The following is a 20,596-nucleotide window of genomic DNA, read 5'->3' on the forward strand; positions in this document are numbered from 1 at the left end:
TGGCACGAGCCTAACGGGCGGCACCGACAGCGCTCACTTCCTGCCGGGACCCGTGCCCTTGCCGTCCTCGGGCCCGGCCTCGCGGCCGCCCCCGGCCTCCGGCTCACGGCCGTCCCACTGGGACCACTCGTCGCGCGAGCCGAGCAGCTCGTCGGTCAGGCTGGGCAGGTCGTCCAGCGGGGTGTTCTCGGCCCAGTCATAGCGGCCGGGCTGCGGTGCCGGCGCGTTCGGGTCGACGACGGGCATCTGCCGGGTGCGCTCCACCGGGGGCGCGGGCGGCGGCTGCGACCCGCCGTCCTCGGGACGGAACAGCCAGTCGGGGACCTTGTCCTGGACGCTCTCGTCACTGCGCGGCTTGGCCACCCGCCAGGCCTTGGGCAGCTGGCGGGTCCGCTCCGGGTCGTCCACCTGCGGCAGGACTGCGGTCTGCTCCTCCTGAGCGGGCTGCGCCTCGGGAGCGGGCGGCTTCACGACCGCCCGTCCCCGGCGCGGCTGCGGGTCCTCGGTGACCTGCGGCAGCACCGTGGTCTCGTCGGCCGCTGCAGAAGCGGAGGCTGTCGGCGGGGTCGCCGGCTTCGGCGGGGCCGCCGGGGGTGTCGCCGGCTTCGGCGGGGCCGACTTCGCAGCCGCGGCTGCCCGTTCCGCGTCGATCGCCTCGGCGCGGCGGACCGCCTCGGCGCGCTCCTCCTCGCTGATGACCTGAGTCGGCTCTTCGGGCTCGACGGCTGCTGCAGTGCCGGGCTTCGTATCGCTGACAACCGGCAACTTGGCTGTCGCATCGTCAGAACCTGCTGCCTTGGGCCTCGCGATCGGCAGCTCGCGGGTCTCCGCCTCCTGAGTCTCCGCCTCACGGGCCTCGGCGGCAGTGGCCGCCTCGGCCGCCGCGGAGGCGAGCCTGGCCTCCTCCGCGCGGCGCAGCGCGTCCTCAGCACGGCGGCGCTCCTCGGCGCGGCGGGCCTCGCGCTGCCGCTCCAGCTCTGCCAGCCGGGCCGCCTCCGCCTCGACCCGGCGGCGTTCCCGCAGCTCGGCCTCGCGGCGCGCCTCGTCCTCGGCCGCCCTGCGCGCGGCCTCCGCCTCAGCGGCGAGGCGGGCCTCCTCGGCGGCGAGGCGGGCGACCTCGGCGGCCTTTCGGTCCTCCTCGGCCTGGCGGGCCTTCTCTTTCTCTTCCTCCTCCATGCGAAGCCGCTCCAGCAGCGCCTGCTTCTCCCGCTCCGCCTTCTCGGCCTCGGCCTTGGCCCGGGCCTCCTCGGCGAGCCTGCGCTCCTCGGCCTCCCGGGCCAGCCGCTCCTGCTCGGCGCGGGCGACCCGCTCCTGCTCGGACAGCGGCAGCTCCCGGTCCAGCCGGTGCCGGATCGCGGTGCTGACGGCGGCGGGCGGCTGCGCGGCATTGACGACCAGGTAGCGCACCGGGTCGGCGGCGGCCAGTGCCAGGAATCCCGAGCGCACCCGGGCATGGAAGTCCTCGGGCTCGGACTCCAGCCGGTCCAGCGCCTCGGTGAAGCGCTCACGAGCCGCGACCGGGTCGAGGTCCAGCAGCACCGTCAGGTCGGGGACCAGCCCGTCGGTGGCCCAGCGCGAGATCCTGGCGACCTCGCTGCCCGCCAGATCGCGGCCGGCGCCCTGATAGGCGACGGAGGAGTCCATGTAGCGGTCGGTGATGACGACGGCGCCGCGTTCCAGCGCGGGGCGGATCACCGTGTCGACGTGCTCGGCCCGGTCCGCCGCGTACAGCAGGGCCTCGGCGCGGTGCGAGATGCCGGTGTTGCCGACGTCCAGCAGCATCGCGCGGAGCCGCTGGCCGATGGCGCTGCCGCCGGGCTCGCGGGTGACCACGACCTCGTGGCCCTTGCTGCGGATCCACTCGGCCAGGGCCTGCGCCTGGGTGGACTTGCCGGCGCCGTCGCCGCCCTCCAGGGCGATGAAGTAGCCGGTTCCGGCCCGGTGCGGAGCGGTCCTGGGGCCGCCGCGCAGCCCGTCCCAGACGTCCCGGCTGAGCGAGGCGGTGGCGCGGCGGTCGTCGGTGCGCAGGAACAGGACGACGGCGAGGACCAGCAGCAGCAGGCCGACGACCGCGAGCGCGAGGCCCGCGCCGCCGTGGTCGAAGTCGACCGATCCGGCGGTCTGCCGTCCGAAGGCCGCGGCCAGCAGCGGGCCCGCCAGCAGGCCCGCCGCGGCGGCGACTCTGATCATCGCCTGGAGGTGCTCGGCGACCAGCGGCTGCCGGACCTCCTCGGTCTCCAGGTCGAGCAGCACCCGGCCGGTGCGTACGGCTGTTCCGGCGGCCAGTCCGGCGACGCTCACCAGGACCAGGGCCAGCACGAAGTCCGGGACCAGCCCGGCCAGCAGCAGGGCGAGCGCGGTGGTGCCCAGCGCCAGCGGGAGCAGCCGGCGGCGGCCCAGGACCGGCAGCACCGAGGCCGCGAGGTGCGCGCCGAGGGCGGGCATCGCTCCGGCGGCGAGGACCAGCAGCCCGAAGCCGACCGGTCCCGCGGCGAGGTCGTAGGCGTGCGGCAGGGCGACGGCGACGACGGAGGCCATCGCGGCGACGGCCCCGGCGACGGAGAAGCTGAACAGGACGGAACTTCCGGTACGGCCGCGGGGGGCCTTCCCGACGGGCTCGGCGGGCTGACCCGGCTGAGCAGGCTGACCGGGTCGGCCGCCCTGGACGTCGGCCGGGGCGCGCAGCGACGCCAGCGGGGAGCGCGGCGCGGTCGAACCGGCGGGGACGCTCGGCAGTTCCTCCAGGTAGAGCAGCACCGCGGCGGCGACCAGGAAGCCGGCGGCGCCGAACGCCGACACCGTGCCGACGTGGTGTCCCAGCCAGTTGCCGCCCGAGGCGATGCCGTTCTCGATCAGGCTGAATCCGGCCAGCGCGGCGGCCGCCAGTGGCAGCGCCGCATAGCCGGTCCGCCGGTCGATGTGGCGCAGCACCGGGCCCTGGTCCACCGTCGGGACGCCGGGCGCCGCGGACGGCAGCAGCCGGCCCGCCACGGCCTCGCGGGCGATCGCACCGAAACGCTCGACGGCGCCCAGCACAAAGGCGGTGACGATCAGCCAGATCACGGCGGTGGAGTGGACCCACACCGTCCAGAACGGAGCCGCCCCGATCAGCACGGCGCCCAGAACGTCCGTCCCGAGCAGGATCCAGCGGCGGTCGGCCTTGTCCAGCAGCCGGTGCGCCGGCCCCAGCAGCAGCACCCCGACGGCCAGCGACGCCAGCAGCCGCGCGCCCAGCACGGCGGCGATCCCGAGCAGCGCGTGCCGGTAGACCTGGTCGGAGGAGGACCCGGTCACGGCGACCTGGACCACCAGCACCACCAGGACCAGCAGCGCCAGCCGGTCGCCGACCGCGCCCAGCAGCTGGGTGCGCCACAGCTTCTGGTACGAGCGCACGCGCAGCAGCGCGCCGGCCCGCTCGGCCAGGCTCCCGCCGGGGACGACGGTGAGCGGCGCTGTCGCGACAGGTTCGATGGGCTGCTCCGCACTGGTCATGTGCGTCAGCCTATCCGGAGGGCCGGACACCGAACGGACGTCCACGGGAAGAGCACCGGGTCATGACACATCTGTGACCCCAGCGCCACGCACCAGGCGGCCCTGTCCCGTGCGGGACAGGGCCGCCCTAGGGCGCGGGAGCCGCTACTCGGCCGAGGCGGAGGCGGAGGCGGATGCCTTCTCGGCCGGGGCCTTCTTCGCCGGGGCCTTCTTGGCGACGGCAGCCGTGGTCGTCTTGGCCGCGGTCTTGGCCGCCGCCGTCTTGGCGGCGGTCTTCTTGACCGTGGTCGTCGTCTTCTTGGCCGCCGTCTTCTTCGCGGGGGCCTTCTTCGCCGGAGCCTTCTTGGCGGTCTTCTTCACCGGACCCTTGGCGCGCTTCTCGGCCAGCAGCTCGTAGCCGCGCTCCGGGGTGATCTCCTCGACGCTGTCGTCGCGGCGCAGCGTCGCGTTGGTCTCCCCGTCGGTGACATAGGCGCCGAAGCGGCCGTCCTTGACCACCACCGGACGCTCGCTGACCGGGTCGACGCCCAGCTCCTTCAGCGGCGGCTTGGCGGCGGCCCGTCCGCGCGCCTTGGGCTGGGCGTAGATCGCCAGCGCCTCGTCCAGGGTCACCGTGAACATCTGCTCCTCGTTCTCGAGGGAGCGCGAGTCGGTGCCCTTCTTGAGGTACGGGCCGTAGCGGCCGTTCTGCGCGGTGATCTCCACGCCGTCGGCGTCGGCGCCGACCACCCGGGGCAGGCCGAAGACCTTGAGCGCGTCCTCCAGGGTGACCGTGTCCAGGTCCATGGTGGACAGCAGCGACTGGGTGCGCGGCTTGACCGCGTTCTTGCCGGTCTTCGGCGTGCCCTCGGGCAGCACCTCGGTGAAGTACGGGCCGTAGCGGCCGTCCTTGGCCACGATCTCGTTGCCGCTGACCGGGTCCTGGCCCAGCTCGCGGACGCCGCTGGGCTTGGCCAGCAGCTCCTCGGCCAGTTCGACGGTGAGCTCGTCGGGGGCCAGCTCGTCGGGGACGTCGGCGCGCTGCTCGCCGCGCTCCACGTAGGGGCCGTAGCGGCCGACGCGCAGCATGATGCCGCTGTCCGCGACCGGGAAGGAGCTGATCTCCCTGGCGTCGATCGCGCCGAGGTCGGTGACCAGTTCCTTGAGGCCGCCGAGGTGGTCGCCGTCGCCGTTGCCGGCGTCGGCCGCGGAGGACGCCGCGGCGCCCTCGGCCGCCTCACCGTAGTAGAAGCGGCGCAGCCAGGGCACCGACTCGGCCTCGCCGCGGGCGATGCCGTCGAGGTCGTTCTCCATCTTCGCGGTGAAGTCGTAGTCGACCAGGCGGCCGAAGTGCTCCTCCAGCAGCCGGACCACGGCCAGCGCCAGGAAGGACGGCACCAGCGCCGTCCCCTTCTTGAAGACGTAGCGGCGGGCCACGATGGTGTCGATGATCGCGGCGTAGGTGGAGGGACGGCCGATCTCGCGGTCCTCCAGCTCCTTGATCAGCGAGGCCTCGGTGAAGCGGGCCGGGGGCTTGGTGGCGTGGCCGTCGAGCTCGATCTCCTCGGCGCTGAGGGCGTCGCCCTCGGCGACCGGCGGCAGCCGGCGCTCGCGGTCGTCCAGCTCGGCGTCCGGGTCGTCGCGGCCCTCGACATAGGCCTTGAGGAAGCCGTGGAAGGTGATGATCTTGCCGGTGGCGGAGAACTCGGCGTCACGACCGTCGGTGGAGGTGCCGGCCACCTTCACGGTGACGGACTGGCCGACGGCGTCCTTCATCTGGGAGGCGACGGTGCGCATCCAGATCAGCTCGTAGAGCCGGAACTCGTCGCCGCGCAGCCCGGTCTCGGCCGGGGTGCGGAAGCGGTCGCCGGAGGGGCGGATCGCCTCGTGCGCCTCCTGGGCGTTCTTGACCTTGCCGGTGTAGACCCGGGGCACGTCCGGCAGGTACTCGCGGCCGTAGAGCTGCTCGACCTGGGCACGGGCGGCGCCGATCGCCGTCTCCGACAGCGTGGTCGAGTCGGTACGCATATAGGTGATGAAGCCGTTCTCGTACAGCTTCTGCGCCACGTCCATGGCCCGCTTGGCGCCGAAGCCGAGCTTGCGTCCGGCCTCCTGCTGCATGGTCGTGGTGCGGAACGGCGCGTACGGGGAGCGGCGGTACGGCTTGGCCTCGACGCTGCGGACCCGGAAGGCGGTGTCCGCCAGGGCGGCGGCCAGGGTGCGGGCGGCGTCCTCGTCCAGGTGCAGCACCTGGGCCTGGGCGGAGGCGGCCTTCAGCTGTCCCAGCGAGTCGAAGTCGCGGCCGGAGGCGACCCGGCGGCCGTCCACGGCGGAGAGCCGGGCGCCGAAGGTGCCGGGGTCGCCGCCCTGGGTGCCCTTCCCCGACTCGAAGACTGCGGTGAGGTCCCAGTAGGACGCCGAGCGGAAGGCGATCCGCTCGCGCTCGCGCTCGACCACCAGGCGGGTCGCCACGGACTGGACCCGGCCCGCCGAGAGCTTCGGCATGACCTTCTTCCAGAGCACCGGGGAGACCTCGTAGCCGTAGAGGCGGTCGAGGATGCGGCGCGTCTCCTGGGCGTCGACCAGGCGCTGGTTCAGCTCGCGCGGGTTGTTGACGGCGGCCTGGATGGCGTCCTTGGTGATCTCGTGGAACACCATGCGGTGCACCGGCACCTTGGGGCGCAGCACCTCCTGGAGGTGCCAGGCGATGGCCTCCCCCTCGCGGTCCTCATCGGTGGCGAGGAAGAGTTCGTCGGCATCCTTCAGCAGCGACTTGAGCTTGGCGACCTGGGACTTCTTGTCGGCGTTGACGACATAGATGGGCTCGAAGTTGTGCTCGACGTCGATGCCGAGCCGGCGCACCTCGCCGGTGTAGCCGTCCGGCACCTCGGCGGCCGTGCCGGGGAGGTCGCGAATATGCCCGACACTCGCCTCGACCACATATCCGGGGCCGAGATAGCCCTTGATCGTCTTCGCCTTGGCCGGCGACTCGACGATCACGAGTCGCTGACCTTCGCGTGCGGTCTTGTTGGTCGGGGACACCTTCGCTCTTCTCTCCCGGTCGAGTGGGGGTGGTGGGGCCGCTCGCGTCGATGAAGCCCTGAGAGCGGAGTGTGACCGCACTCAGGTCCCCCTTGTCAAACGGACGAATCCCGATTTGTTGCCTGCGCCGTCCGACCGACGCCCATCGAACGGTAACCCGACGGCAGGGGTTCCCGCCGTGCAGATCGCCGCCAAAGCCTGGCCGAAAGGGGCCCGCGGCAGCTCACCAGCGGTACAGAACGCCTGGTCGGAGCTGTTCCGGCGGCCCGGGGACAGGGTCGCCGAACCACCCGCAGGTTGACCGGCGACGGACAGACCGGACAAGCCGGATGATAGGACTGCGTCAGCTCGGCCTGTCGGACAGGGGTCCACCTTCGGCGTGTTCTGCGGCCATCCGGCCGCACCGGGGCAGGCCGATCTGGTACCGCGACCTGCCGGGGACCGTCCTGACCCTCCTAGAACGCACCGACGAACAGCGCCACGCCGGCGGCGGCGAAAACCAGCCCCAGCAGCAGCCAGAAGACATCGCTGCGGGACTGTCCCCCGCCCTCGACCGCCACCTGCTCCGGACAGACCGGGTCGTAGAAGACCGGGACCAGCGAGTCGACGGTCAGTCCGCTGGTCCGGCGGATGGTGGTCCAGCCGCGCGGACGCGCCACCACCTCGCCGTGGCCGTCGACCAGGTAGCCGAGCACCGGGGCGGTGTCGGCATGGTCCTCGGCTGCCTCCGGGTCGGGCAGCACCCTGGCCATCCCGGAGACCCCGTCGCGCCGCAGCCGGCGGCGGATCCGGACCTCACCGGCGCACCAGACAAGCACCCCGGCGCCGAACAGGGCGAACCACGCCCCGGTGAACACGCTCAGTGGAGTACCCACGCAGCTTCCCGCCCTGCCCAGTCGTCAATGCACCGGCCGTCGATTCATACGACCGTCACACTGGCAGTGGCCCGGCAACTCCGGGCGCACGCTCGGCGTACGCCGGGCGGCGCTGCGGTGAACGGAGGGTCAGGCCTCCGCGTCCTCCGAGGCGCCGAGCGGCTCCAGGAAGCCCTGTTCGACCAGCATCCGGATCTGCTCCGGAGTGCGGTCGCGCAGCAGCACCGGGTCCTCGTCGATCAGGGCGGCGATGGCGTCCAGGATCTCCCCGGCCGTCAGTTCGCCGTCGCACACGCCGACGAAGCCGGCCCCCACCGTGTCGACCTTGGTGGCCCGGCGCATGCCCCGGTTCTGACGCAGGATCACATGCTCGGGGTGCTCCGCGCCCGGGGCGCCGACCTGCTCCTGGACCACCTCCCCGACGAGCCGGTAGCGGGTCGCCAGCAGGGCGGCGTCGTCATGGGTGCGCAGGAAGTCCTGGCGGGCGAACCAGGACTCGATGTGCGGGCCGAGCGGCTGCTCCACGGTGTGCGGCCACTCCTCCAGGTGCACGATGGGACGGCGTCCCGGCTCTGCGTCCGCGGCCGCGAACGGCTTGCGCAGGGTGATCCAGCCGAAGCCGACGCCCTCGACCTTGGCCGCCTCGAACGCGTCCAGCCACTCCCCGTAGCGCGCGTCGTAGGCCTGCCGGGAATCGCGGTGGTCGCCGCCGTCGCGCAGCCACAGCTCGGCGTACTGGGTGACGTCCTGGACCTCGCGCTGCACCACCCAGGCGTCGCAGCCGGTGCCGGCGATCCAGCCGGACACCCGCTCACGCCAGTCCTCGCCGCGCACATGCTGCCAGTTGGCCAGCAGCTGGCAGTAGCCACCGGGCTCCAGGTACCGCCCGGCGCCGGCGACCAGGCTGCGGCACAGCTCGTCCCCGGCCATGCCGCCGTCGCGGTAGGTGAACCGCCCGGACGGGGAGATGACGAACGGCGGGTTGGAGACGATCAGGTCGAAGGTCTCGCCGTCCGCCGGGTCGAACAGGCTGCCCTGGCGGGTCTCCACCTGGGGCAGCCCGGACAGGGCCATGGTCAGCGCGGTGAAGTGCAGCGCGCGGGGGTTGACGTCGGTGGCGACGACCTGGGCGCTGTGACGCGCGGCGTGCAGGGCCTGCACGCCGGAGCCGGTGCCCAGGTCGAGCGCCCGGCGGACGGCCCGGCGCACGGTGATGTTCGCCAGCGTGGTGGACGCGCCGCCCACGCCCAGCACCAGCTCGGACCGGGGCACCTCGCCATGGTCGCCGCCTGCGCCGATGCCGCCGGCCCCGCCGACGGCGCAGCCCAGGTCGGAGACGATCCAGGCGTCGGCGGTGCCGCCGTTGTCCGCCCGGCCCGCGATCTCGGCGGCGTACGGGCGCACGTCCACCGTGGCGGCGACCTCGTCACCGGTACGGACCAGCCAGCCGCCCGCGAGGCAGTCCTCGACCGGCAGCGCGGCGGCCGCGGCCGGGTACGGCACCGGGCGCTGCAGCAGGAACAGCCGGAGCAGCGTCTCCCGCGCGCTGCCACCGCCGGTGGCCCGGAGCGCGGGCACGGTCTCGCTGCGCGCGAGCGCGGAGTACGCGGCCGCGCCGAGCAGGTCCAGACACCCGTCGGCGGTGAAGTCCGCAGCGAGGAAAGCCGCGCGGAGCCGGGCCGCGAGCCCGGGGTCGTACGCGGGGCGCGGGGCGGCGGTGCTGTTGCTGGTACCGGTACTGGTTGTCACAGGGACATTGTCCCCCGGGGAAGGGTCAGTGGGCCGACCCGGAAGCCGAGGGCTTGACGGAGGTCGAGGGGTTGACGGAGGCCGAGGCCGAGGTGGCAGTCGAGGCGGAGGCCGACGTACTGGCCGAGGGTATGGACGAGGTCCCGTCCGTGGCCGAGCCGGTGGCTGTGCCCGCACCGCCGACCGCGGACGTCGTGCTCACGCTCTTGCACCCCGGCTGCTTGGCCAGCGCGGTTCCCATGTCACCGGTCTGCAACTTCTGCAGCGCGGCCGTGGACAGCTCGGCGAGCTGCTGCACCTGGTCGCTGACGCCTTTCAGCCCGGCGGCGAACTTGGCCTGGTCGCCCGACGGCAGGGCCTGAATCGTCTGCTGCACCTTGGTGTAGCCGCCGGCCGCCTGGTTCAGCTCGGTGACCGCGTCGGCCTGCGTCTGCGCGCCGTTGTCCGTCGCGGGCGCCCCCGCCTGCTGCACGGCCTGGGCGATACTGGTGTTGGCGCCGGCCAGCGTGCCGAAGTCGGCGGCCAACCGGGCCTGCAGGGCCTTGGGCGACTCCCCGGACCTGACCGCCCCGGTGTCGGCGCGCGCGGTGTTCGACTGCTGCACCGGCGCCTGCAGCCCACCGCAGACCGTCTTCGCCCAGGCGTCCAGCTTCGCCCCGTTGCCGCTGCTGCAGGCGGTGGCGCCCAGCGCGATCAGGGCGGCGGGGGCCGCGAGCCTCAGCCACTTCTTCGTCACCACGGGGTCCTCTCCATCACACGGGTCCTTGGGAACCTACACGGCGGGCGGGCGCGGGCTGCCAGGAGGAGGTGATTCATGGAGATTTGGCAGGGGGTTGGGACTCGCGGGCCGGGGAAGCGGGAATGCTGCCGGCGTCGCTCCCCTGTCCTCCTGCCGGATGCCCGGCTACCGTACCGACCAGTCGGTCTGTCAGCATCAACCCTTCGGAGGTCGGACCCATGCCCCGTACCGCTGCGAACGCCCAGGGCGTCGAGCTCGCGTACGACTCCTTCGGCTCCCCCGGCGACCCCCTCCTGCTGCTGGTCATGGGCCTCGGGGCGCAGATGACGGCCTGGCCCGAGAAGCTGTGCGAGACCATCGCCGCACGCGGCTTCCGGGTGGTCCGCTTCGACAACAGGGACGCCGGGCTGTCCACCTTCATGGACGCGGGGCCACAGCCGGACCTGGGGGCGATCCTGCACGGCGACCCCTCCAGCGCGCCCTACCTGCTCGCCGACATGGCACTGGACGCGGTCTCACTGCTGGACGCGCTCGGGGTGGACCGGGCCCATGTGGTGGGCGCCTCGATGGGCGGGATGATCGTCCAGCAGCTTGCCGTCGACCATCCGGAGCGGCTGCTCAGCCTCTGCTCGATCATGTCCCTTCCAGGTGACCGGGTCAGCGGGAAGTCCACGCCCGAGGCCGGCGCCGTGCTGATGCGTGCCCGCCCGGAGAACCGTGAGGAGGCGATAGCCGTGGGGGTGGCCGCCTCGCAGGTGATCGGCTCCCCCGGTTACCCGGAGGACCCGGAGGAACTGCGCGAACGGGTCGCCGCCGCGCTGGAGCGGCAGAGCCGGGGCGACGGGTTCGGGCGGCAGTTCGCGGCCATAGTGGCCTCGCCGGACCGCACCCCCGGCCTGCGTGAGCTGGACCTGCCGACGCTGGTGATCCACGGCGCGGACGACCCGCTGGTCGACCGCAGCGGCGGCGAGGCCACGGCCAAAGCCGTGCCCGGGGCCGAGCTGCTGGTGATCCCCGGCATGGGGCACAACCTGCCGGAGCCGCTCTGGCCGGAAATCGCCGACGCCATCGCCGCGAACGCGAGGCGGGCACAGGCCCCGGCGTAGGCGGCGACGGCGTCTCGGCTTCGGTACCCGTACCGGTACCGGTTGAGGGACCGTCAGGCGACGGCGGAGGGGGTGTGCGTGCTCTCCCCGTCGCCGTCGCCCTGCTTGACCACCCTGGCGACGGCCTCGGTCGGCTCCGCGCCGACGGCGATGCCGCGCCGCTTGGAGATCCACACCGCGGTCACGATCACCGCGATGCAGAACACCCCGATGCCGACCCGCAGACCCACATTGGCGTCGGCGCCGAAGCTGAACTTCACGATGGCCGGCGCGACCAGCAGCGAGACCAGGTTCATCACCTTGAGCAGCGGGTTGATGGCCGGGCCCGCGGTGTCCTTGAACGGGTCGCCCACCGTGTCGCCGATGATGGTGGCCTCATGGGCGGCGCTGCCCTTGCCGCCGTGGTTGCCCTCCTCCACCAGCTTCTTGGCGTTGTCCCAGGCGCCGCCCGAGTTGGCCAGGAAGATCGCCATCAGCGTGCCCGCGCCGATCGCCCCGGCCAGGTAGGAGCCGAGCGAGCCGACGCCGAGCAGGAAGCCCACGGCGATCGGGGCCAACACCGCCAGCAGGCCCGGGGTCGCCAGCTCCCGCAGGGCGTCCCGGGTGCAGATGTCCACGACCCGCCCGTAGTCCGGGAGTTCGGTGCCCGCCATGATGCCGGGCTTGGTGCGGAACTGCTCCCGCACCTCGAACACCACCGAACCGGCCGAACGCGAGACCGCGTTGATGGCCAGGCCCGAGAAGAGAAACACCACGGCCGCCCCGAGCAGCAGTCCGACCAGGTTGTGGGGCTGCGAGATGTCCAGGCTGAGGCTCAGGCCGTGCGCCGCCGGGCCCACTTGTGCCTCGGCGGTGGCGATCGCGTCGGTGTAGGAACCGAACAGCGCCGTCGCCGCCAGTACCGCGGTGGCGATGGCGATGCCCTTGGTGATGGCCTTGGTGGTGTTGCCGACCGCGTCCAGCTCGGTGAGCACCTGGGCGCCCGCGCCGGTCACGTCGCCGGACATCTCGGCGATGCCCTGGGCGTTGTCCGAGACCGGTCCGAAGGTGTCCATGGCGACGATCACGCCGACGGTGGTCAGCAGCCCGGTTCCGGCCAGGGCGACCGCGAACAGGGCCAGGATCAGCGAGCCGCCGCCGAGGAGGTAGGCCCCGTAGACGGCCGCGCCGATGACGACGGCGGAGTAGACCGCGGACTCCAGGCCGAGCGAGATCCCGGCCAGGACGACGGTCGCCGGGCCGGTGAGCGAGCTTTTGCCGACGTCGACGACCGGGCGCCGGGTGGTCTCGGTGAAGTAGCCGGTGAGCTGCTGGATCACGGCGGCCAGGACGATGCCGATGGCGACCGCGGAGAGCGCGAAGACCCTGGGGTTGCCGCTGTGCTGGCTGATCGCGTCCGGGACGCCCTTGAGGTCGCTGAAGCGGCCCGGCAGGAAGGCGAAGACCGCCGCCACCACCAGGACCAGGGAGAACCCGGCGGAGATGAAGAAGCCCCGGTTGATGGCGGTCATGCCGCTGCGGTCCCGGCTGCGCGGCGAGACCGCGAAGATGCCGAGGACCGCGGTGATCACGCCGATGGCCGGGACGACCAGCGGGAAGGTCAGCCCGTCGTCGCCGAAGGCGGCCTTCCCCAGGATCAGCGCGGCGACCAGGGTGACCGCGTAGGACTCGAACAGGTCGGCGGCCATGCCGGCGCAGTCCCCGACGTTGTCGCCGACGTTGTCGGCGATGGTGGCCGCGTTGCGGGGGTCGTCCTCGGGGATGCCCTGTTCGACCTTGCCGACCAGGTCGGCGCCGACGTCGGCGGCCTTGGTGAAGATGCCGCCGCCGACCCGCATGAACATCGCCAGCAGGGCCGCGCCAAAACCGAAGCCCTCCAGCACCTTGGCGGCGTTGTCCTTGTAGATCAGGACCACCAGGGCGGCCCCGAACAGTCCGAGCCCCACGGTGATCATGCCGACCACACCGCCGGTGCGGAAGGCGATCCGCATGCCCCGGTGCGAGACGGCCCTGATGTCGGGCTCCTGTCCAGCGGTCGCGGGGTTGTCGGGATCGGGGGTGGCGGCGCGGGCGGCGGCGGCGACCCGGACGTTGCTGCGGACCGCGAGCCGCATCCCGATGTAGCCGGTCAGGGCCGAGAACCCGGCGCCGACCAGGAAGAAGACGGAGCGTCCGATCCGCTGCGACCAGTTGTCGGCCGGCAGCAGGAGCAGCAGGAAGACCACCGCCGAGGCGAACACCGCCAGGGTGCGGAACTGCCGTGCCAGGTAGGCGTTGGCGCCCTCCTGCACGGCAGCGGCGATGCGCTTCATGGACTCGGTGCCCTGGTCGGCGGCGAGGACCTGACGGACCAGCAGCCAGGCCACCGCGAGGGCGGCGAGGGCGATGACGGCGACGACGATCACGATGGTGCGGCCGCCGCCGGTGAGCACGGCCGAGACCGGCGCAGGGGCGGCGGAGAGTGCGTTCGATGGAGCACCGGAGAAGATGAGCCCGGCCATTCGTCCTCCTTGACGTCTGGCTCGTGCGCCGGGCGGTGCTGTGGTGACAGGTTGGTCCACTCGGCGCGCGGGCGAGGTGGGGCCGTGTCTCTCCGACGGTGTTTCCGTGATGCCTGTAGTTGCTTGTTGCAGACACGGCAGGCCGCGATTCTAGGAATCGCGGCCTGATCAAAACAGGGTGTGCGCAGCAATCAACGCGGAATGGTACGGGGGTTAACGGGTGGGGCGCCTGAGGCAGTGTCAGGGCAGCACCGGGTGGATGGCGACCGGCCAGCTCATCCGGACCACACCGCCGTGCTCGTCGGTGCTGATGTCCAGGTCGTCGACCAGGCCGCTGATGACGGCCAGACCCATCGCCGCCTCGGCGGCGTCCTCGCCGGCCGATCCGTCGATCGCATGGGAGCCGGCCTCGGCTCCGGCTCCGCCCGGGACGCCGTCGCCGACCTCGATCAGGAACCGCTTCTCCTGCTCGACGAGTTTCACCCGTACGGCGTCGTCGATCCCGCTGCGCCGGTGCAGTCCGACCGCACGCGAGCAGGCTTCGCCCACGGCGAGGCGGACCTCGTCGAGAACGGACTCGTCCACTCCGGCCCGACGGGCTACGGCGGCGGCGACGAGCCGCGCGGTCCGTACATGCTCCGGCAGGGCACTGAATCGGAGTTCGACGGTGGCCATGGCTGTATCCCCCTTCGAAGAAAGGCCGGCCCGGGGTCCGGTGAAGGACCCCGGGAAGTCACGACGAACCAGGCCGCTCACGGCCTGTCACCAACGGCGGGAACCGTTGGATCAGTCGGTCGCGGCTACGGCCTCGTCCACGGAACTGTGGATGGGGAACACCTTGGTGAGCCCGGTGATGCGGAAAATCTTGAGGATGCGCTCCTGGTTGCAGACCAGACGGAGCGAACCCTCATGGGCGCGTACCCGCTTGAGCCCTCCGACGAGGACACCCAGCCCGGTCGAGTCCAGGAAGTCCACGCCTTCCATGTCCACGATCAGGTGGTAGTGACCCTCGTTGACGAGCTCGACGAGCTGCTCACGCAGCTTCGGCGCGGTGTACACATCGATCTCGCCCCCCACCTCGACGACCGTGCGGTCGCCAACGGTACGGGTCGACAGGGACAGGTCCACGGAACCTCCAGCACCTTGCTCTCACAGCATCACGCCCCCCGGGACGGGAGACGCACTGCAGCGATGGCATCGTTGCGATTCTTGGCCGACTGAGGGGCAGACGCCCCGATGCACGGCCGCGATGGCATTCAACCACTTACGACCAGCGCAGCACGACGCCTTGAGGCGAATCTCCACCGGTGTGATGACAGACTGACTGCCGATGAAGCCGCTTCCGGACCCGCCCGCGGCCGTTCTCGACAGGCTCACGGGAGCCCGAGGACGGCAAGATCGGCTCACTCATACGGAGCACCTGCCCGCCCGCCCCGCCCGCTATGCGGACTGGCCGGAAGAAATTCGTCCGGAAATCGCCGTTGCCGTCGAAGGCATCGGAATCGCCCGACCCTGGACACATCAGGCAGAAGCGGCGAGTCTGGCCATGAGTGGACAAAATGTGGTAATTGCCACAGGAACCGCCTCGGGAAAGTCGCTCGGCTACCTCGCTCCGGTCCTCAGCGCCCTGCTGGACGGCACCGAATCGGCCAACGGCCGGGGAGCCACCTGCCTCTACCTCTCCCCGACCAAGGCGCTGGCCGCCGACCAGTTGCGCCGCCTGGGTGAGCTGCGCAAGGCCGGGGACGGCGCGCTGGACCTGGTCCGCGCCGCCGCCTACGACGGGGACACCCCGTTCCAGGAGCGGGAATGGGTGCGCCAGTACGCCTCGCTGGTGCTGACCAACCCGGACATGCTGCACCGGGGCATACTCCCGGCCCACACCCGCTGGGCCTCCTTCCTGCGGGCGCTGCGCTACGTCGTCGTCGACGAGTGCCACACCTACCGCGGGGTCTTCGGCTCCCATGTCGCCCAGGTGCTGCGCAGACTGCGCCGGCTGTGCGCCCGGTACGGCAGCGAACCGGTGTTCCTGCTGGCCTCGGCCACCGCCGCCGAGCCGGGACGGACCGCGGGACGGCTCACCGGACTGCCCGTCGCCGAGGTCACCGAGGACGGTTCGCCGCGCGGCGAGACCGTCTTCGCGCTGTGGGAGCCGCCGCTGACCGAGCTCCAGGGCGAGCAGGGCGCCCCGGTCCGCCGCTCGGCCACGGCCGAGGCCGCGGACCTGCTCACCGACCTGGTCCTGGACGAGGTCCGCAGCGTGGTGTTCGTCCGTTCGCGCCGGGGGGCCGAACTGGTGGCGGTGATCGCCCAGGAGCGGCTGGCCGAGGCCGCCGGGCTGGCCACCGCCCGCCGGGTGGCCGCCTACCGCGGCGGCTACCTGCCGGAGGAGCGCCGGGCCCTGGAACGCGCCCTGCACTCCGGCCAGCTGCTCGGCCTGGCCGCCACCAGCGCCCTGGAGCTGGGCGTGGACGTGGCCGGGCTGGACGCCGTCCTGCTGGCCGGCTACCCGGGCACCAGGGCCTCGCTGTGGCAGCAGGCCGGACGGGCCGGACGGTCGGGCCAGGGCGCCCTGGCCGTGCTCATCGCCCGCGACGACCCGCTGGACACCTACCTGGTGCACCACCCCGACTCGCTGTTCCGCCAGCCGGTCGAATCGACCGTGCTGGACCCCGACAACCCCCATGTGCTCGCCCCGCACCTGTGCGCGGCCGCGGCCGAGCTCCCGCTGACCGACTCCGACCTGGAGCTGTTCGGCCCCTCCACCGCGCCGCTGCTGCCGCAGCTGGAACGGCGCGGGCTGCTGCGGCAGCGCCCCGGCGGCTACTTCTGGACCCGGCGGGAGCGGGCCGCCGACGCGGTGGACATCCGTGGCGGCGGCGGTGATCCGGTACGGATCGTCGAGGCCGACACCGGGCGGCTGCTCGGCACCGTGGACGCGGGGTCCGCGCACACCTCGGTGCACACCGGCGCGGTCCATCTGCACCAGGGCAGGACCTACCGGGTCCGCGACCTCGACCTGGACGACTCCGTCGCCCTGGTCGACGAGGCCGACCCGCCGTACAGCACCGTCGCCAGGGACACCACCTCCATCCGGGTGCTCGACACCGACCGGGAGGTCGCCTGGGGCGACGCCACACTCTGCTTCGGCTCGGTCGAGGTCACCAACCAGGTCGTCTCCTTCCTGAAGCGCAGGCTGATCACCGGTGAGGTGCTCGGCGAGACCAAGCTGGACCTGCCGCCGCGCACCCTGCGCACCCGCGCCGTGTGGTGGTGCGTGACGGACGGTCAACTGGAGGACGCCGGGCTGCTCCCCGAGGAACTGCCCGGCGCGGCCCATGCCGCCGAGCACGCCTCCATCGGCCTGCTGCCGCTGTTCGCCACCTGCGACCGCTGGGACATCGGCGGCGTCTCGGTGCCGCTGCACCCGGACACCGGGCTCCCCACCGTCTTCGTCTACGACGGCCACCCGGGCGGTGCGGGCTTCGCCGAGCGCGGCTTCCAGCGGGCCGGGGAGTGGCTGGGCGCCACCCTGGCCGCCATCACCGCCTGCGAGTGCGAGCGCGGCTGCCCGTCCTGTATCCAGTCCCCGAAGTGCGGCAACGGCAACGAACCGCTGGACAAGGGCGGCGCGATCCGGCTGCTGCGACTGCTGCTCGCCGGGAGCACGGGGCCCGGTGCGGAGTCGATGTAGACCGGACCGGCGCGGGCCCGCCCCCGGGCCGACGGCAGACCGGGGAACAGGCTCCCCGCCATGGGGACTTCGACGGAGACCTCGACCGCGTCCTCGCCGCCGTCGGTCTGCAGGGCGCAGCCCAGCATCCGGGCGTGCTGGGCCGCAGCGATCCTGGCCGCCTCGGCACAGGCCGCCTCCGGCTGCCAGAGCAGCTTCCCGGCCGCCGCCAGCGCCGCCAGATCGGCCGCGGCCCCGGCCCGGTGCCGCGCGGTGACGGCCGCACCGAGCCCCAGCGCGCCCAGCAGGACGCAACCGCCGAGGGCGAGCAGCGCGACCAGCCAGACCGACGCCGACCCGGCGTCAGAACGCCTGCCCAGGGGGGAGGGAGGACGGGCCGTCACCGGTCGCCCCTGCCGGCGGTCCCCGGCTCGCGCACCGCCGAGGCCGTCGCTGCGACGTCGATCGCCAGCAGGCCGCCCTGCCCGCCCGGGGCCCGGGCGGTGGCCGAGACCCGCACGCTGACGGTGTCCCCGCCCTCGCTGACGGAGACCGTCGCACCGCGCGGACCGGCGTTGCGGGCGGTGTCGAGCACCCGCCCCTGCGGATCGCCGCGGGCCGCGGCCCGCGCCGCCTCCCGGGCCGCGTCCACGCAGCGCAGTTGCGCGGCCCCGACCAGCACCCCCCACACCAGCACCCCGGTGAGCAGCACCAGGACCGGCAGGGCAACCGCGGTCTCCGCCGTGACGAAGCCGCCGTCTCCCCCGTCTCCGCCGTCTCCCCCGTCCCGTGCCCGTTCCCGGTCAGACCGCACCGAGGGCTCGCCTGATCAGGCCCTGCAAGGCCGACGAGACCGCCCCGCTGGTCACGACTTTGTAGAGCAGTGCGGCGAAACCACACGCGGCGACCGTTCCCACGGCGTACTCCGCCGTGGTCATCCCGGCGTCGGAGCCGCGCCTGGCCGCCCGTTGCCGGAGCCGGTGGACTCCGCAGAACAGCCATGCCTGCGCCACCGCCACGGCGAGCAGCAGCAGTGCCCGGACCCGGCGGAGGCAGTAGCCGGCGACGGGCACGGTCGGCTCCTCCGCTGGGTCGAACAGCAGGTCGAAGGGGGATCCGGGCGCGGCGAGGACAGCGGTGTCACTCATGGGTGGTTCTCCTTGCGTCGGTTGGAATGCCTGTTGGAATGCCTGTGATGTGACGGTGCGTGATGTTGAGTCGTACGTGTTCAGATCCGGAGCAGGAAGCTGCCGGCCAGGCCGGTCACCACCGGCACCACCCCGACCAGGACGAAGGCCGGCAGAAAGCACAGCCCGAGCGGGGCCGCAGCCAGCACTCCGGCCCTGCGCACCCGTCCCTGCGCGGCGGTGGCCGCCGCCGCCCGGGATCCCTCGGCGAGCCTGGCCAGGCCGGCTGCCGGGGGTGCGCCGCTGGCGGCCGCCCGGGCCAGGCAGCGGGCCAGGGGCGCCAGCGCGGGCTCGGCGCCGAAGCGGCCCCAGCTCTCCTCCGCGTCCGCGCCGGTGCGGATTTCCGCGGCGACCGTGGCCAGCCTTCCCGCCATCGGCTCGCCGACCGCCTCGGCCACCGCCTCCGCCGCCTCGGCCGGGGCGCACCAGGAGGCCAGGCAGCCGGCCAGCAGATCGGCGGTGAGCGGCACCTGCGCGAGCAGCGCGGCCCGGTCACGCCGCCGCAGCCGCTGCTCCGGCGAGGGCGGCTCCGGCAGGTAGCGGTGTCCGGCCGCCCCGGCCAGCACCCCGAGTAGCAGCCCGGTCGAACCGGTGACCGAGATCGCCAGGCCCGCCCCCAGCAGCAGCGCCGTGCCCGCCCTGACCTGCCGCGGCGAAGGACGCCACCGCGACACCGGGCGGGACCGGCCGGGCCCCTCCAACGGGACCCCTGCCGCTCTGGCCCGTCCTCGGCACCGCCGGACGGCCCGACCCCGCAGGGCCCCTAGCAGGCCCGCCGTCACCCCGCTGAGCAGCGAGACGACGATCTCGATCCCCTGTGCTTCCACGGTCAGTGCCCTCCTTCGCTCGACTACGCCGGTACGGCTTCCGCGCCCCGGGCGATGCGTGCCGTCCAGGCCAGCCCGGCCCACTCCAGCAGCGCCCCGCCGAACAGGCAGGCCAGCCCGCTGGGGGTGTGCAGCAGCATCCGCAGCGGATCGGCACCCAGGGCGATGCCGAGCAGCAGGCCGAACAGCGGCAGCGCCGCCAGCAGCCCGGCCGTGGACCGGGGCCCGGCCAGCTCCGCCCTGATGCTCTCCGCCAGTGACCGCTCGGCACGCAGCCCCTCGGCGACCCGGTCCAGGCCCTCCGCCAGCCCTGCGCCGCTGGACGAGGACACCTGCCAGCAGGCAGCGATCCCCGCCGCCCCGTCGGCCCCGGGGAGTTCGGCCAGTGACTGGAAGGCCTCCGGGAGGCTCCCGCCGTAGCGCACAGCGGCCAGCAGCACGGTGCAGTCGAGCGCCTGCGCGTCCGGAACGGTGCCGTCCGAGACCGCCGTCTCCACCGCCTGGTGCGGCGTGGCCCCGGTGCGCAACTCCCCGGCCAGCGCTGCGCACAGACCCACAACCGCCCGGCGCCGCCGCTCCTCCAGGCGGGCCGTCCGCCGTCGGCTGCGCAGCCGTATCGCCGGGAGGACGGCGCCCGCGGCCACCACCGCCACCAGCGGCGAGTGCGTCGGCCAGGCCGCGAGCAGACCCAGCGGGAGCAGCAGCAGCTCCGGCGGCGGACGGGTCCCCGCGCGCGGCTTCATCCCCAGCCTGTGGACGAACGCCCCAGCTGTTCGCTCCGTCCGATGTGACCGCGGGAACAGCCACCCCTGCCGACGCCGGGTGACATCACGCTCGGCCAGCCGCCAGGCACCCCATCCCAGCAGGCACAGCAGCACCCCGGCCGCGGTGGCGCGCAGCACCGGCACCGGCAGCCCCAGCACCGCCGCAGCCGCGTTCGCCCACTCCACCGCCATCACCCCCGTCGAACCCGATCCCGATCCCAACCACGAACCCAACCCGCTCACCGTGCCGTCCCTCCGTCGATCCGATCGGTCCCGTCTCCCCCGGCGCACAGCCGCACCAGCCGCGGCCAGGCGGGGCCCTCGCGCATCCGGCCGTCCGGGGCGAACTCAGCCGCCTTCTCGGTGCCGACCAGCCCGTCCGGACCCCGGGTGAACAGGCCGATCTCGGCCACCCTGCGCCTGCCGTCCGGGCCCCGGACCAGGTGGACGACCGCGTCCAGGGCCGCGCCGAGGCGGCTGTGCAGCCCGGCCCGGTCAAGCCCGGCTCCCGCGGCCAGCGCCTCCAGCCTGGCGGGGACGTCGGCCACGGAATTCGCGTGGACCGTCCCTTCTCCGAACTAGGGAGATCCGGGGCCCGGGCGAGGTCTACGCTGTGGGCTGTGGCCGCTACATGATCGTCTGTCTGCGCTATCCGAAGATCA

Annotated in this window: 15 protein-coding genes and 1 pseudogene; 2 read left to right on the plus strand and 14 right to left on the minus strand. The window is 73.2% G+C overall.

What is annotated here, in order from left to right:
- Positions 1-33: 33 nt before the first annotated feature.
- The 5 genes from tmk to ABH941_RS30570 all read right to left on the minus strand — a co-directional run bounded on the left by tmk (position 34) and on the right by ABH941_RS30570 (position 9,876).
- Positions 34-3,492, minus strand: coding sequence for a dTMP kinase (gene tmk / locus ABH941_RS30550; RefSeq protein WP_370132809.1), 3,459 nt, complete (start codon positions 3,490-3,492; stop codon positions 34-36).
- A 144-nt stretch (positions 3,493-3,636) separates the two neighbouring features.
- Entirely contained in the window at positions 3,637-6,513 is a 2,877-nt protein-coding gene (gene topA / locus ABH941_RS30555; protein WP_370132810.1) for a type I DNA topoisomerase, read from the minus strand.
- 455 nt (positions 6,514-6,968) lie between these two features.
- Positions 6,969-7,388: a DUF3592 domain-containing protein gene (locus tag ABH941_RS30560; RefSeq protein ID WP_370132811.1), complete on the minus strand. Its 420-nt coding sequence runs from the start codon at positions 7,386-7,388 to the stop codon at positions 6,969-6,971.
- Between the two features lie 129 nt (positions 7,389-7,517).
- Complete coding sequence (locus ABH941_RS30565) at positions 7,518-9,137, minus strand: methyltransferase (protein WP_370132812.1); 1,620 nt, start codon at positions 9,135-9,137, stop codon at positions 7,518-7,520.
- Positions 9,138-9,162: 25 nt separating this feature from the next.
- Positions 9,163-9,876: a small secreted protein gene (locus ABH941_RS30570; RefSeq protein WP_370132813.1), complete on the minus strand. Its 714-nt coding sequence runs from the start codon at positions 9,874-9,876 to the stop codon at positions 9,163-9,165.
- A gap of 218 nt (positions 9,877-10,094) precedes the next feature.
- On the opposite strand from ABH941_RS30570, the gene ABH941_RS30575 reads away from it, so the two are divergent.
- A complete protein-coding gene (locus tag ABH941_RS30575; RefSeq protein WP_370132814.1) occupies positions 10,095-10,982 on the plus strand; it encodes an alpha/beta fold hydrolase in 888 nt (295 codons plus the stop codon).
- 53 nt (positions 10,983-11,035) lie between these two features.
- Here the strand turns inward: ABH941_RS30575 and ABH941_RS30580 are convergent, their stop codons facing one another.
- The 3 genes from ABH941_RS30580 to bldG all read right to left on the minus strand — a co-directional run bounded on the left by ABH941_RS30580 (position 11,036) and on the right by bldG (position 14,611).
- Positions 11,036-13,483, minus strand: coding sequence for a sodium-translocating pyrophosphatase (locus ABH941_RS30580; protein ID WP_370132815.1), 2,448 nt, complete (start codon positions 13,481-13,483; stop codon positions 11,036-11,038).
- Positions 13,484-13,723: 240 nt separating this feature from the next.
- Positions 13,724-14,158, minus strand: coding sequence for an ATP-binding protein (locus ABH941_RS30585; protein ID WP_370132816.1), 435 nt, complete (start codon positions 14,156-14,158; stop codon positions 13,724-13,726).
- Positions 14,159-14,269: 111 nt separating this feature from the next.
- Positions 14,270-14,611 carry an anti-sigma factor antagonist BldG gene (bldG, locus tag ABH941_RS30590; RefSeq protein WP_030253930.1) on the minus strand — a complete coding sequence of 114 codons (342 nt, stop codon included), beginning with the start codon at positions 14,609-14,611 and terminating at the stop codon, positions 14,270-14,272.
- 202 nt (positions 14,612-14,813) lie between these two features.
- On the opposite strand from bldG, the gene ABH941_RS30595 reads away from it, so the two are divergent.
- The gene (locus ABH941_RS30595; protein WP_370132817.1) at positions 14,814-17,177 is read left to right on the plus strand and encodes a DEAD/DEAH box helicase; all 2,364 of its coding nucleotides are present in this window, start codon (positions 14,814-14,816) and stop codon (positions 17,175-17,177) included.
- Positions 17,178-17,239: 62 nt separating this feature from the next.
- Here ABH941_RS30595 and ABH941_RS30600 read toward each other — a convergent pair.
- The 6 genes and pseudogenes from ABH941_RS30600 to ABH941_RS30625 form a co-directional block, all read right to left on the minus strand.
- Positions 17,240-17,560, minus strand: a pseudogene (locus ABH941_RS30600) (Rv3654c family TadE-like protein); the annotation flags it as partial.
- On the minus strand, positions 17,557-17,970 hold the full coding sequence (locus ABH941_RS30605; protein ID WP_370132818.1) for a TadE family type IV pilus minor pilin: 414 nt from the start codon (positions 17,968-17,970) through the stop codon (positions 17,557-17,559). The gene ABH941_RS30605 and the pseudogene ABH941_RS30600, both read right to left, overlap by 4 nt.
- Complete coding sequence (locus tag ABH941_RS30610) at positions 17,960-18,154, minus strand: DUF4244 domain-containing protein (RefSeq protein WP_370132827.1); 195 nt, start codon at positions 18,152-18,154, stop codon at positions 17,960-17,962. Before ABH941_RS30610 ends, ABH941_RS30605 begins: the two co-directional genes overlap by 11 nt.
- A 230-nt stretch (positions 18,155-18,384) precedes the next feature.
- The gene (locus ABH941_RS30615) at positions 18,385-19,170 is read right to left on the minus strand and encodes a type II secretion system F family protein (protein ID WP_370132819.1); all 786 of its coding nucleotides are present in this window, start codon (positions 19,168-19,170) and stop codon (positions 18,385-18,387) included.
- Positions 19,171-19,193: 23 nt separating this feature from the next.
- Positions 19,194-20,168, minus strand: coding sequence for a type II secretion system F family protein (locus tag ABH941_RS30620; RefSeq protein WP_370132820.1), 975 nt, complete (start codon positions 20,166-20,168; stop codon positions 19,194-19,196).
- Between the two features lie 5 nt (positions 20,169-20,173).
- Complete coding sequence (locus ABH941_RS30625; protein ID WP_370132821.1) at positions 20,174-20,482, minus strand: hypothetical protein; 309 nt, start codon at positions 20,480-20,482, stop codon at positions 20,174-20,176.
- Between the last annotated feature and the right edge of the window lie 114 nt (positions 20,483-20,596).

Source organism: Streptacidiphilus sp. EB103A, from assembly GCF_041261405.1.
In the GTDB taxonomy this organism is placed as follows: Bacteria; Actinomycetota; Actinomycetes; order Streptomycetales; family Streptomycetaceae; genus Streptacidiphilus.

Bases quoted from the DNA above. Each gene is read 5' to 3' on its own strand.
- tmk (WP_370132809.1), bottom strand. From the start codon at position 3,492: ATGACCAGTGCGGAGCAGCCCATCGAACCTGTCGCGACAGCGCCGCTC.
- ABH941_RS30575 (WP_370132814.1), top strand. From the start codon at position 10,095: ATGCCCCGTACCGCTGCGAACGCCCAGGGCGTCGAGCTCGCGTACGAC.
- ABH941_RS30580 (WP_370132815.1), bottom strand. From the start codon at position 13,483: ATGGCCGGGCTCATCTTCTCCGGTGCTCCATCGAACGCACTCTCCGCC.
- ABH941_RS30585 (WP_370132816.1), bottom strand. From the start codon at position 14,158: ATGGCCACCGTCGAACTCCGATTCAGTGCCCTGCCGGAGCATGTACGG.
- ABH941_RS30595 (WP_370132817.1), top strand. From the start codon at position 14,814: ATGAAGCCGCTTCCGGACCCGCCCGCGGCCGTTCTCGACAGGCTCACG.